Origin of the sequence: Streptomyces sp. HUAS TT11 (assembly GCF_051553595.1) — a bacterium.
GTDB lineage: Bacteria > Actinomycetota > Actinomycetes > Streptomycetales > Streptomycetaceae > Streptomyces.
In genome coordinates this window covers 7018032-7031057 of sequence record NZ_CP196184.1, presented here as the reverse complement: position 1 = coordinate 7031057, position 13026 = coordinate 7018032, and the positions used below count along the sequence as shown (strand labels likewise).

Annotated in this window: 9 protein-coding genes; 3 read left to right on the top strand and 6 right to left on the bottom strand. The window is 72.6% G+C overall.

From position 1 onward, the window contains the following. Nucleotides 1-59 precede the first annotated feature (59 nt). Nucleotides 60-1709, bottom strand: coding sequence for a CTP synthase (locus ACSHXN_RS31415; protein ID WP_355132474.1), 1650 nt, complete (start codon nucleotides 1707-1709; stop codon nucleotides 60-62). A 464-nt stretch (nucleotides 1710-2173) separates the two neighbouring features. Here ACSHXN_RS31415 and ACSHXN_RS31410 point away from each other — a divergent pair, with 464 nt between their 5' ends. The 3 genes from ACSHXN_RS31410 (at nucleotide 2174) to ACSHXN_RS31400 (ending at nucleotide 7176) form a co-directional block, all read left to right on the top strand. After that, a complete protein-coding gene (locus ACSHXN_RS31410; protein WP_355132473.1) occupies nucleotides 2174-3976 on the top strand; it encodes a glycoside hydrolase family 15 protein in 1803 nt (600 codons plus the stop codon). Between the two features lie 111 nt (nucleotides 3977-4087). After that, nucleotides 4088-5470, top strand: a complete 1383-nt coding sequence (locus ACSHXN_RS31405) for an FAD-binding oxidoreductase (RefSeq protein WP_355132472.1) — start codon at nucleotides 4088-4090, stop codon at nucleotides 5468-5470. A 47-nt stretch (nucleotides 5471-5517) separates the two neighbouring features. Beyond that, the gene (locus ACSHXN_RS31400; protein ID WP_355132471.1) at nucleotides 5518-7176 is read left to right on the top strand and encodes a PucR family transcriptional regulator; all 1659 of its coding nucleotides are present in this window, start codon (nucleotides 5518-5520) and stop codon (nucleotides 7174-7176) included. Here the strand turns inward: ACSHXN_RS31400 and ACSHXN_RS31395 are convergent. The 5 genes from ACSHXN_RS31395 to ACSHXN_RS31375 form a co-directional block, all read right to left on the bottom strand. Next, entirely contained in the window at nucleotides 7167-8306 is a 1140-nt protein-coding gene (locus tag ACSHXN_RS31395) for a glycosyltransferase family 4 protein (protein ID WP_438304524.1), read from the bottom strand. The two genes, ACSHXN_RS31400 and ACSHXN_RS31395, sit on opposite strands and share 10 nt — an antisense overlap. Before the next feature lie 259 nt (nucleotides 8307-8565). Further along, nucleotides 8566-9366: a hypothetical protein gene (locus ACSHXN_RS31390; RefSeq protein ID WP_438304521.1), complete on the bottom strand. Its 801-nt coding sequence runs from the start codon at nucleotides 9364-9366 to the stop codon at nucleotides 8566-8568. A 25-nt stretch (nucleotides 9367-9391) separates the two neighbouring features. Beyond that, complete coding sequence (gene recN / locus ACSHXN_RS31385; protein ID WP_355132626.1) at nucleotides 9392-11110, bottom strand: DNA repair protein RecN; 1719 nt, start codon at nucleotides 11108-11110, stop codon at nucleotides 9392-9394. Between the two features lie 180 nt (nucleotides 11111-11290). After that, on the bottom strand, nucleotides 11291-12196 hold the full coding sequence (locus tag ACSHXN_RS31380; protein ID WP_059125829.1) for an NAD kinase: 906 nt from the start codon (nucleotides 12194-12196) through the stop codon (nucleotides 11291-11293). Further along, entirely contained in the window at nucleotides 12193-13008 is an 816-nt protein-coding gene (locus ACSHXN_RS31375; RefSeq protein WP_355132468.1) for a TlyA family RNA methyltransferase, read from the bottom strand. The genes ACSHXN_RS31380 and ACSHXN_RS31375 overlap by 4 nt, the downstream gene beginning before the upstream one ends. Between the last annotated feature and the right edge of the window lie 18 nt (nucleotides 13009-13026).

The following is a 13026-nucleotide window of genomic DNA, read 5'->3' as shown; positions in this document are numbered from 1 at the left end:
ACACGACCGGGGCACGCCTCCCGAAGGACGCGCACCCCGGCCACCGTACAGCTCTCGCGCTACTTGCCGTTCTTCCGCTCCACAGCCGCCTTCACCAGGCCCGCGAACAGCGGGTGGGGCCGGGTCGGGCGGGAGCGCAGCTCGGGGTGCGCCTGCGTCGCCACCAGGTAAGGGTGCACTTCACGCGGGTATTCGACGTACTCCACGAGCTTGCCGTCCGGCGACGTGCCGGAGAACACGACGCCGGCCTTCTTCTCCAGCTCGGCGCGGTAGGCGTTGTTCACCTCGTAGCGGTGACGGTGGCGCTCCTCGACGTACTCCTTGCCGTCGTACACCTCACGCACGATCGATCCCTCGGCCAGCTTGGCCGGGTACATGCCCAACCGCATCGTGCCGCCCATGTCGCCCTCGCCCGCCACGATGTCGAGCTGTTCGGCCATGGTGGAGATGACCGGGTGGGCGGTCGCCGAGTCGAACTCGGTGGAGTTCGCGTCGGGGATGTCGGCCAGGTTGCGCGCCGCCTCGATCACGATGCACTGCAGGCCGAGGCAGAGTCCGAGCAACGGGATCTTGTTCTCGCGGGCGTACTGGATGGCGCCCACCTTGCCGGAGACGCCGCGGTCGCCGAATCCGCCGGGGATGCAGATCGCGTCCACGTCGGACAGCTGCTTCCCGGCGCCCGCCGGGGTCTTGCAGTCATCGGAAGTGACCCACTTGATCTTCACCCGGGCCTTGTTGGCGAAGCCGCCCGCGCGCAGCGCCTCGGTCACCGACAGATAGGCGTCGGGCAGGTCGATGTACTTGCCGACCAGGGCGAGGGTGATCTCGTGGTCCGGGTTGTGGACCCGGTCGAGCAGGTCGTCCCAGGTCGTCCAGTCCACGTCGCGGAACGGCAGGTCCAGCTTGCGGACGACGTAGGCGTCCAGGCCCTCGGTGTGCACGACCTTCGGGATGTCGTAGATGGAGCGGGCGTCGGGGCACGCCACGACCGCGGCCTCGTCGACGTCGCACATCAGCGAGATCTTGCGCTTGATCGCCGTCGGGACCTCGCGGTCGCAGCGCAGGACGATCGCGTCCGGCTGGATGCCGATGTTGCGCAGGGCGGCGACCGAGTGCTGGGTCGGCTTGGTCTTCAGCTCGCCGGAGGGGCCGATGTACGGCAACAGTGAGATGTGCACCACGAAGACGTTGTCGCGGCCCACCTCGTGGCGGACCTGGCGCACGGTCTCCAGGAACGGCAGCGACTCGATGTCACCCACCGTGCCGCCGACCTCGGTGATCACGACGTCCACCTCGTCGGTGGCCATACGCCGGATGCGGTGCTTGATCTCGTTGGTGATGTGCGGGATGACCTGCACCGTGTCGCCCAGGTACTCGCCGCGCCGCTCCTTGGCGATGACCGTCGAGTAGACCTGCCCGGTGGTGACGTTGGCGGAGCCGTCCAGATCGCGGTCGAGGAAGCGCTCGTAGTGGCCGATGTCCAGATCGGTCTCGGCGCCGTCGTTCGTGACGAACACCTCACCGTGCTGGAAGGGGTTCATGGTGCCCGGGTCCACGTTCAGGTACGGGTCGAGCTTCTGCATGACGACACGAAGACCCCGCGCCTTGAGCAGCATGCCGAGGCTGGACGCCGTCAGGCCCTTGCCGAGCGAGGAGGCGACACCCCCGGTGACGAAGATGTGCTTGGTCGTCGTGGATTTGGGCGGCATGGCCAAGAGGGGGCTCCCGTGGTCGCGGTCTGGGTTGCGGTGCGGTCCACCAGGGTTTCCGGAGGTGCCGTCGCTGCGGTTCGGGGGTTTCGTGCCCACCGGTCCACGGGCTACCAGCGTAACAGCGCCCGAGCATGACCGCTTCCGGCCACCCGCCGGACCCGTGTCACCATGGACGCGCGACACTCACCCGCGCCCCACTCGTTCGGCGCACTCGCGTTGCCTCGACCGGGACGCGGATCATGGAGGTGCGTCGTATCCTGCTCGGACACTCGCTGCCGAGCACTCCCCGGAAAACGGCAACACCCCCGCCCGTCACCGGAACAACAAGAGCTTGTCAGTTTGTTGAACATCGACCGCTTGCTTTCCGAATGGGTCGGTGAACAACGTCTGTCTCACCGACCCCATGACCGCAAAGAGCGACCGCCCCTCGTGGGCGACGTGGCCGTTCGACTGGAGTTCAATTGGCCGGGCGCATCGAAGACTATGCACTCATTGGAGACATGCAGACCGCGGCGCTGGTCTGCCGGGACGGCACCGTGGACTGGTTGTGCCTGCCCCGATTCGACTCCCATGCCGTCTTCGCGGGACTGCTCGGTACAGAGGAGCACGGCTTTTGGCGTCTGGGACCTGCCCACGCCTCGGGTGCGCAGCCGCCGACGGCGACCCGGCGCTCCTACCGCGGCGACTCCCTGATCCTGGAGTCCGAGTGGGACACCCCGCGCGGCACGGTCCGGGTCATCGACCTCATGCCGCCGCGTGACGGTGCCCCACAGCTGATCCGGATCGTGGAGGGCGTCACGGGCCGGGTGCCGATGCGCTCCGCGCTGCGCATGCGGTTCTCCTACGGGCGTGTGGTGCCCTGGGTGCACAAGCACGAGGGACGCACCGTGGCCGTGGCCGGCCCGGACTCCGTGTGGTTCGACACCGAGGCCGAGACCTACGGCAAGGGCCTGACGACGTACGCGGACTTCACCGTCGCGCCCGGTGACCGGATCGCCTTCACCATCTCCTGGCAGCCCTCTCACCAGAAGCCGCCGTCGCTTCCCGAGCCCGAACAGTCGCTGGAGGCGGCCGAGGACTTCTGGCGCGAGTGGGTGGAGCACTGCACGTACCACGGTCCCTACCGCGAGGCCGTGGTCCGTTCCCTGATCACCCTGAAGGCCCTCACCTACGCGCCGACGGGCGGCATCGTGGCCGCGCCGACGACCTCGCTGCCCGAGGAGATCGGCGGCGTACGCAATTGGGACTACCGCTACACCTGGCTGCGGGACGCGGCGATCACCCTGTCGTCCCTGCTGCGCACCGGCTACCGCGAGGAGGCCCGCGCCTGGCGCGAGTGGCTGCTGCGGGCCGTGGCCGGCGATCCCGAGAACCTCCAGATCATGTACGGCATCGCGGGTGAGCGGGAACTGGGCGAGGCCGAGCTGGACTGGCTGCCCGGCTACGAGAACTCGGCGCCCGTGCGCGTGGGCAACGGCGCCGCCCACCAGCTGCAGCTGGACGTGTACGGCGAGGTCACCGAGGCCCTGCATCTGGCCCATATGACGGGCCTGGCGCGCAACGACTACGCGTCCCTGCTCCAGCTGAAGCTGATCCGCTACCTGGAGCAGCACTGGGACGAGCCGGACGAGGGCATCTGGGAGGTGCGCGGCCCCCGCCGCCACTTCGTCCACTCCAAGGTCATGGCCTGGGTGGCGGTCGACCGCACGATCAAGCTGATCGAGTCCGGCGACGCGGACGGCCCGCTGGAGAAGTGGCGCGAGCTGCGCGACGACATCCACCGGGACGTGTGTGAGAAGGGTTACGACAAAGAGCGCAACACCTTCACACAGTCCTACGGCTCCAAGGAGCTGGACGCCTCGCTGCTGCTGATTCCGCAGATGGGCTTTCTGCCGCCGGACGACAAGCGGGTGATCGGCACGATCGAGGCGATCCAGCGCGAGCTGTCCACCCCGGACGGCTTCATCCTGCGGTACCCGACCTCGGGCGCGGAGGAGGGCGTGGACGGGCTGCCGGGCGACGAGGGCGCGTTCCTCGCCTGCTCGTTCTGGATGGCCGACGACCTGGCGATGATCGGCCGCGTGGACGAGGCCCGCAAGCTCTTCGAGAAGCTGCTCGCGCTGCGCAACGACCTGGGCCTGCTCGCCGAGGAGTGGGATCCGCGTCTGCAGCGCCAGGTGGGGAACTTCCCGCAGGCGTTCAGCCACGTGCCGCTGATCGACACCGCGCTGCGGCTGACCGCCTCCGGCGCGTACGGCGGCTGACCTCACGTGTGCGGGGCCGGCAGGGCCCCGCACATCGGCGGACAGGACCGGTGCGCGCCGCCCGCCTACGCTGAGGGGAGATGTGTCCCTCGCTGGAAGGGGGCGGCTGCCGTGGCTGCCCTTTCGAAGGCGGGCGCGGCGCTCGCCGCGCTCCGCTCGGATCTGGCCGGTGCCGTCCACGCCCCGGGCGACCCGGGCTACGACGAGGCCAGGACGGTCTTCAACGCGACGGTCGACCGCCGCCCGGCGGTGATCGCGCAGTGCGCGGGGCAGGCCGACGTCGTCCGGGCGGTGCGCTTCGCCCGGGAGCTGGATCTGAAGATCGCCGTCCGCGGTGGCGGGCACAGCGTCGCCGGGATGGCGCTGTGCGACAACGGTCTCGTCGTCGACCTGCGCCGGATGCACGACGTCACGGTCCACCCCGGTTCCGCGTCGGTGCGGGTCGGCGGCGGTGCCGTGATGCGCGACCTGGACCGTGCCACCCAGCCGCACGGGCTCGCGACCACCGGCGGCCGGGTCTCCACCACCGGGGTCGGCGGCTTTGTGCTCGGCGGCGGCACCGGCTGGCTCGACCGGCCCTTCGGCCTCGCCGTCGACAACCTGCTCGGCGTGGAGCTCGTGACCGCGGAGGGCGCCACCGTGCTCGCCACCGGCGAGGAGAACCCCGAGCTCTTCTGGGCCCTGCACGGCGGGGGCGGCAACTTCGGCATCGCCACCGCGCTCACGCTCAGGCTGCACGAACTGCCCGAGTTCTCCATCGCCCTGCTGATGTTCCTGCCCGAGACCGGCCCCGACGCGGTGCGGACCTTCCGCGACGTCATCACCACGGGCCCGCCGAAGGTGGGCGGTGCCGTGCTGTACGTCACGGCACCGCCCGAGCCGTTCGTCCCCCAACACCTGGTCGGTTCGCTGCTGTGCACCGCCCTCGTCACGTACACCGGCGGCGAGGAGGAACTGCGCAAGCTCGCCCGACCGCTGCTGGCCCTGCCGCACGAGGGCGAGGTCGTCACGACGATGCCGTACGCCGACGTCCAGTGCATGCTCGACGGCCCGCCGGGGCTGCGGAACCACTGGTCGGTCGAGTACGTGAGCGCCCTGCCCGACGAGCTGGTCGACGTCTTCTGCTCGCGCGCCCGCTCGATGCCCGTGCCCTCGGCCAGTCAGCAGGTGCTCTTCCCGCTGGGCGGCGCGATCGCCGCCGGGCCCGCCGAGTACCCCGTCCCCTACCGGGACGCGCCGTGGACCGTGCACCCCTTCGGTATCTGGGAGGACCCGGCGGACGACGAGCGGGCGCTGCGGTGGGTCAGGGACCTGTGTGCCGACGCCCGGCCCTGGCGCACGGGCGCGGTGTACCTCAACTTCATCGGGGACGAGGGCAGGGACCGGGTGGTGGCCGGCCTCGGCACCGGGAACTTCAACCGGCTGGCCCGGATCAAGCGGCAGTACGACCCGGACAACGTGTTCCGGTACAACCACAACATCCCGCCCGCCTGACCGGGCCCGCGGTGCGCCCGGCGTGCGCCCGCGGGTAGCGTCACCGCATGGACAGCCGCTACGAGCCACGGGGCACCGAGGGCGCCGGGATCACGGTGCAGCAGGCGCTGGAGCTGCCCGGGCTGCGCAGCGGGCTGCCGGAGGTGCTGGCCGGAGCCGAGCGGCTGAACCGCACGGTGCGCTGGGTGCACGCGGGCGAGGTCCCGAACATCGCCTCGCTGCTCAAGGGCGGCGAGCTGCTCCTGACCACGGGCTACGGTCTGGGCACCCGACCCGCCGACCAGCGCGCGTTCGTCCGCACGCTCGCCGAACGCGGCATCGCGGCCCTGGTCGTGGAGCTGGGCACGCGTTTCACCCGGCTGCCCGCGGCCCTCGTCGAGACGGCCCGCTCCACGGGCCTGCCGCTCGTGCAGCTGCACCGTGAGGTGCCGTTCGTGACCGTCACCGAGGAGATCCACACCGAGATCGTCAACGGCCACTACGCCCTGCTCCAGCGGGCCGAGGAGGTGCACCGGCGCTGCACCGAGGCGCTGCTCGGGGGCGGCGGGGTGCCCCAGGTCCTGCGGATCCTGGCCGACTTCAGCGGCAACCCCGTGTTCCTCGAGACCGCCGACGGGCAACTGCTGTACGCGGCCGGGAGGGGACCTGCGGACACCGATCCGCTCCAGGTGTGGGAGGGCCTGCGCGGTCAGCACAAGGACGCGCCCCCGGCGGGCACGGTCCTCGTGGACGTGCCGGGCGGCGGCCCCGGCACGGGTTCCGTCCGGGCCCGGCTGGTGCTGCTGCCGGTGAGTGCGCCGATGGCGCCGGTGCACCGGATGGCCGCGGAGCGGGCCGCGGGCGTCCTCGCCGTCGTACTGATGCAGGCCCGTCAGGAGGAGGAGCTGGCCGCGCGTGGGAGGGGCGACTTCCTCACCGACCTCGCCGAGGGCCGTGTCGCCGCGGAGGACGCACCCGCGCAGGCCCGGGTGCTGGGCTTCAAGCCGGGCGCAGGGCCTCTGCTGCCGGTCGTGATGCGGCTGGCGGACGGCCTCGACCCGGGGGGAGGTGGGTGGGCGGTCCTGGCAAGGGCGGTCGGGGAGGAACTGGCCGCGGTGGGTGTGCCCGTCCTGGTGGGCGTACGGCCGGTGGAGGGCCGGGTGCTGCTGCTGTTGAAGCTGCGCTCGGAGGCGGAGCGTTCGGCGATCGCCGACCGGGTGGCCGCCGCGCTGCGGGCGGGTGTCGAGCGGGCGGGCATACAGCGGCCGGGAGTGCGGCCGCCGGGGGTGGTGGTCGGTGTCGCGGGCGGCTGGGCGGCGGCGTCGGCGGGGCTGCGGCACGCGGCGGAGACGGCGACGGCGGCGCAGGGGCTGCCGGAGCACTCCTGGTACGACGCCCGCCGTCTCGACATCGACCTCCTGTTGTGGCGCCTGCGGGACCATCCCGACCTCGCTGCCTTCGTGGACCGTGCGATCGGTCCGCTGCGCGACCACGACCGCCGCTCCAAGCCGCCGCTGCTGCCCACGCTGGAGACGTATCTGGCACACGCGGGCCGCAAGGCGGAGACGGCCCGCGAGCTGCACCTGAACCGGCAGACGCTCTACAACCGGCTGGCGAGGATCGGCGAGTTGCTGGGCGCGGACCTCGACGACCCGCAGACCGTCCTGACGCTCAGCCTGGCGCTGCGGGCGCGCAGGCACGTGCCCTGGGGTCTGCCTCAGACGTAGGGCAGGACCTGCGTCAACTCGTCGTACACACTGAGTACTTGGGCCACCGTCTCGTCCTCGGTGGGCCAGGTGCCGGCCTGGGCCGTGCCCCTGTCCCGCAGCAGCGCGCGGCGTCCGGGGTCGTCGAGGAGCCGTACGACGGCGGTGGCGAGCGCGTCCGCGTCGCCGTAGGGGACCAGTTCGGCCGCGTCTCCGACGAGTTCGCGGATACCGCCGACGTCCGTGGCGACGAGCGGCACGCGGGCGTGCAGCGCCTCCTGGGCGAGGACCGACCGGGACTCCCAACTGGTCGGCAACAGGGCGAGATCGGCGGCCGCGAGCAGTTCCGCGACGTCCTCGCGCCGCCCGATCAGCCGTACCGGCAGCGACTCGTCCTCGATGCGCCGCTGGAGCACGGCCCGCAGCGGGCCCTCCCCCGCGATGACGACCAGGGGGGCCGGTTCGAGGCGGCGCCAGGCGCGCGCGGCGTCGAGCAGTACGTCGTATCCCCGGTGCCGGTCGAGGCTGCCGACGGCCATGAGCAACGGCCGGTCCGTGGCGCCGAGTTCGGCCCGGGTCTTGGAGCGCAGCCGTTCGGGGTCGTCGTCGTGCTCGACCGGGGTGCGGGGCGCGGGCAGGGCGACGGCGGCGAGCCGGGCGTCACGGGCACCGCGGCGGCGTGCCCGGTCGACCAGGTAGGAGGACGTGCCGAGGACGACGGACGCGGCCCTGGCCACGCGTCGTTCGAGGAGGCGCACCACAGTGGCGCGGGCGCCCTCGGCCTGCGCACGCGTGTGCCAGGTGACGACGAGCGGGACGGGGCGGCCGCTGAGCGCGAGCGCGGCGCGCAGGCCCGCGTGCAGCCCGTGCGCGTGCACCAGGTCCGCCTCGCCGCAGGCGATGCGGAGGGCGGCGAGGGCGGCGGGCTCCGTACTGCGGGGCACGGGGACGTGCCGGCCCCCGACTCCGGAGAAGTCGTAGAGGCGTTCGGCCTCGACGGGGGCGCACACGATCACGCCCACCCCCCGGGCGACCAGCCCCGAGGTCAGCGTGCGCACATGCGCACTGCTGCCCGCGCTGCCTCCGCCGAGCACCTGCACGGTGCGCAGCGGCGACCGTCCGTGCGGTGAAGGGCTGCTCGCAAGGCTCACGGGGCCTGGGCTCCTGGTTCGGCTTCGGGCGGTCACGAGGAAACGTACAGAAGGATCGCGCGCTGGGGGTGGACCGCGCGAGGTGCTCCGCGGACGACTCAAGGATGCCAGGGCGCGGGCGCGTTGCGGCACCGGCGGACGCGCGCGACAAGGGCGGATCGAACCGTCGGGGACGGCCACGGTCACTCACATGGATGAAGAGGGTAGCGAGTCGGACCGCCCCTGTGGCGCAGACCCGGACAATCCGTCGGCCGAGGTGTCACCCCGCACCCCACGACCTCGCCGCCGCGCTCACCTTGTCCCCGTACGCGGCCGCGGCCACCAGGACCGCCGCATGGGCGAGCGGTCCGGCTCGCCGTGCCCACCGAGAAGACCCCTGCGCGCGCGGCGCCGCCCATCCGGCGACGGCGGCGGCACCGAGGGCGGCGCCGAGGGCGTGTGCCCCCGTGTCGCCGATCATCACGCGTTCGCCGAGGTCGTCGGCGAGGACGGCCGCCGCCGCGCCCGCCGCGGCGGCGGAGAGCTCCCCGGCCGCGCCGTCGTGCAGCAGCCCGAGGGCGCCCAGCACGGCCACCGCCCCCGCGGCACGGCCCGGCCGTACGTCGACGAGGTTGACGAGGTGGGCGGTCCCGGCGATCACGACTCCGGCGAGCACCTTCTCCGGCGGCCGCTTCCGCAGCACCGTCCCCGCGGCGAGCGCGGCCGCGGAGATCCCGAACAGCTTCACGGCACCGCTGCTGACGTCGCCGTCCCGCAGGGCCGACAGATGCGCCCGGAAGCCTCGCCGGGGGTCCCCGGCGCCCGCGATGTCGTCGTAGGCACCGCAGAGACCGGCGGCGAGCACGGCCGCCCCCACGGCGGGACGTGCCCGCCCGGCCGCGAGCGCGGTGGCCGCGGCCACCGCGGGCCCCGCGTACAGCCCGACGGTGCGTCCGGCGTGGTTCCTCCGCTCCCAGCGGGCGCGCCCGCCCGGGGCCGTGGCGCGCAGTGCGGCCGTGGCGGTCCGGGTGACGGCCGCGGCGAGTGCGAACGAGACGGTCCTGCGCGTACGGCTGATCATCCCGACACCCTAAGGGGCCGGTCCGTCAGGCGTCCGCGCGTGCCGTCGCCAGCAACTCCTCCGCATGCGCCCGGGCCGTCTCCGAGTCCTCCTGACCGGCCAGCATCCGGGACAGCTCCCTGATGCGGTCCTCGCCCTCGAGGACCTTAACGCCCGACCTCGTCACCGACCCGTCGTTGCGCTTCTCCACCAGCAGCTGCCGGTCGGCGAACGCCGCCACCTGCGGCAGATGGGTGACGACCACGACCTGCGCGGTCTTCGCGAGCCGCGCGAGGCGCCGCCCGATCTCCACCGCCGCCTTGCCGCCGACGCCCGCGTCGACCTCGTCGAAGAGGTACGTCGGCACGGGGTCCGTCCCCGCGAAGACGACCTCGACGGCGAGCATCACACGCGACAGCTCACCACCCGAGGCGCCCTTGGCGATGGGCCGCGGCGGGGCACCTGGGTGGGGTGCGAGCAGCAGCTCGACCTCGTCGACACCCGCCGGGCCGTAGGCGACCGTGCGTCCGCCGACCTCGACACCCTCGGAGTCGTCCGTCTGCCGGAGTTCGAACGACACCCGCGCGTGCGGCATGGCGAGCGAGGCCAGCTCGGCGGTGACGGCGGCGGCGAACCGCTCGGCCGCCTCCGTGCGCGCGTCCGTCAACGCCTGGGCCAGACCACCCAGTTCGGTGCGCAGCGCGTCCCGCTCGGCGGTCAGCTCCCCGATCCGCTCGTCGTCGCCGTCGAGTTCGGTCAGCCGTGCGGCGCCCTGCTCGGCCCAGGCGAGGACCGAGGCGATGTCCTCGCCGTACTTGCGGGTCAGCGCGTTCAGTGCGGCCCGCCGCTCCTCGACGGCCGCCAGCCGCAGCGGATCCGCGTCCAGGTCGTCGGCGTAACCGGCCAGCTCGCCGGCCACGTCGCCGAGCAGAATGCCGATCTCGCCGATCCGGTCGGCGAGCCCCGACAGCGCCGGATCGTGCGACCGCACCGCCTCCAGGGCCCGGTGCGCGCCCGCCACCAGGGTGGCCGCGTCGACGCCCTCGGGATCCTCCGGATTGCCCGCCAGCGCCGCGTGCGCGGACGTCGCGGCCGAGGCGAGCGCCTCCGCGTGCCCGAGCCGCTCCGCCTCCTCGGCCAGTTCGACGTCCTCGCCCGCGCGGGGCTCCACGCCCGCGATCTCCTCGAGCCCGAAGCGCAGCATGTCGGCTTCCTGGGCCCGCTCACGGGCGCGTGTGGTGATCTCCTCCAGCTCCACGGAGACCGCCCGCAGCCTGCGGTACGCCTCCCCGTACTTGGCCAGCGGAACCGCCACCGCGTCACCTGCGTACCGGTCCAGTGCCTGCCGCTGGCGGGACAGCTTCAGCAGCCCCTGCTGGTCCGTCTGCCCGTGCACGGCCACCAGTTCGTCGGCCAGCTCCGCGAGCACCCCGACGGGCACGGAACGCCCGCCCAGATGGGCCCGCGAGCGTCCTTCGGCGGACACGGTGCGGCTGATCAGCAGCGCTCCGTCGTCGAGCTCGGCCCCGGCCTCCTCGGCGCGTACGGCGACGGAGGCCCCTTCGGGCATGGTGATCCGCCCCTCCACGACCGCGCTCTTCGCCCCGATCCGGACGAGGGCCGGGTCGGCGCGCCCGCCGAGAAGCAGGCCGAGGCTGGTGACGACCATGGTCTTGCCCGCGCCCGTCTCACCGGTCACGGCGGTGAAGCCGGGCGACAGCTCCACGACCGCGTCGTCGATGACTCCGAGCGACCGTATCCGCATCTCCTCCAACACGGAGAAGACCTTACGAGGTCGGGCGGGGGATGTGCGAGCGGCCCATGTCACTCCCGCGAGGTACACCGCGCCCGGGAGGGCCCGCGGTGTCGAAACGTCGGGTGCCTCCGCCGCGCGGACGGAGGCGACGGCGGACGGCCCGCGCCCGGGAACCGGCCGGGCGGACGATCAGTGCGGCCGGCCCCGCCACCCCGAGACCGGGAGCGCGAACTTGGCCACCAGCCGGTCGGTGAACGACGCATGGTGCAGTCGGGCCAGACGCACCGGCACGGCCCCTCGCCGCACCTCCACCCGCGCCCCCTGGGGCAGCTCCACCATCCGCCGCCCGTCGCACCACAGCACACCGTGCGGGGTGTCCGGCTGCACCTCCACGGCGAGCACGGAGTTCGGCGAGGTCACCAGCGGTTTGGCGAACAGCGCGTGCGCGCTGATGGGCACCATGAGCAGCGCCTCCACCTCCGGCCACACCACAGGACCGCCGGCGGAGAACGCGTACGCGGTCGAACCGGTGGGGGTGGCGCACACGATGCCGTCGCAGCCGAACCCGGTCACCGGCCGGCCGTCGATCTCCAGGACGACCTCGAGGAGCTTCTCGGCCGAGACCTTCTGCACGGCGGCCTCGTTCAGCGCCCAGTCGGTGTGGACGATGTCGCCGTTCTTGTGCACGACGACGTCGACGGTCATGCGTTCCTCGACCTCGTAGGCCTTCATCACGACCCGGTCCACGACGCGGTCGAGGTCGTCGCGTTCGGCCTCGGCGAGGAAGCCGACACGGCCGAGGTTGACGCCGAGCATCGGCACGCCGGATGCACGGGCGAACTCGGCGCCGCGCAGCAGTGTGCCGTCGCCGCCGAGCACGATGAGCAGCTCACACCCGTCCAGACACTGCGGGGTGGCCTCCTTGACGAGTTCCACCTCGTCCGGAAGGGGCAGGTCCTCGGCCTCCGTCTGCAGAACACGCACCCCGATCCCGCAGCGCAGCAGCCCCTTGACGACGAGTTCCGCGCTGCGGATCGCCGCGGGCCGCCCGGTGTGGGCGAGCAGGAAAACAGTACGAGCTCGGTTGTCGGTCACCGCGGCCCCTCCGCCACTGCACGGTCAACGTCGGCCGGGTCCAGTGCGGGTGCTCCGGCACGCAGCCACAGAAAGTACTCGACGTTGCCCGACGGTCCGGGCAACGGGCTGGCCGTCACGCCCTGCACGCCGAGCCCCAGTTCCGCGGCTCGTCCGGCCACCCCGCACACGGCCTCGGCGCGCAGTTGCGGGCTGCGGACGACCCCGCCGCTGCCCAGCCTTTCCTTCCCCACTTCGAACTGGGGCTTGACCATCATCACCAGGTCGGCGTCCGGCTTCGCGCACCGCACCAGGGCGGGCAGCACCAGTCCGAGCGGGATGAAGGAAAGATCCCCCACAACAAGATCCACAGGCTCCCCATCGATCGCTTCGAGCGTCAACTCGCGTACGTTCGTACGGTCCTTGACGGTGACGCGTTCATCACTTCGGAGAGTCCAGGCGAGCTGTCCGTATCCGACGTCGACGGCGACGACGTGGGCGGCACCCGCCCGCAGCAGGACGTCGGTGAAGCCGCCGGTGGACGCGCCGGCGTCCAGCGCACGCCGGCCCTCGACCGCGAGGCCCTGCGGCACGAACGCCGTCAGGGCGCCCGCCAGCTTGTGGCCGCCCCTCGACACGTAGTCGGGGTCGCTGCCGTCCTGCGCGACGACGATGGCCGCGGCGGTCTCCACCTGGGTGGCGGCCTTGGTGGCGACGGTCTTGCCGACGGTGACCCGGCCCGCGGCGATCAGCTGGCCGGCGTGCTCGCGCGAGCGCGCGAGTTTCCGGCGGACCAGCTCCGCGTCCAGACGACGGCGTGCGACTCCTGCCACGTTCGGTCAGCTCCTGTT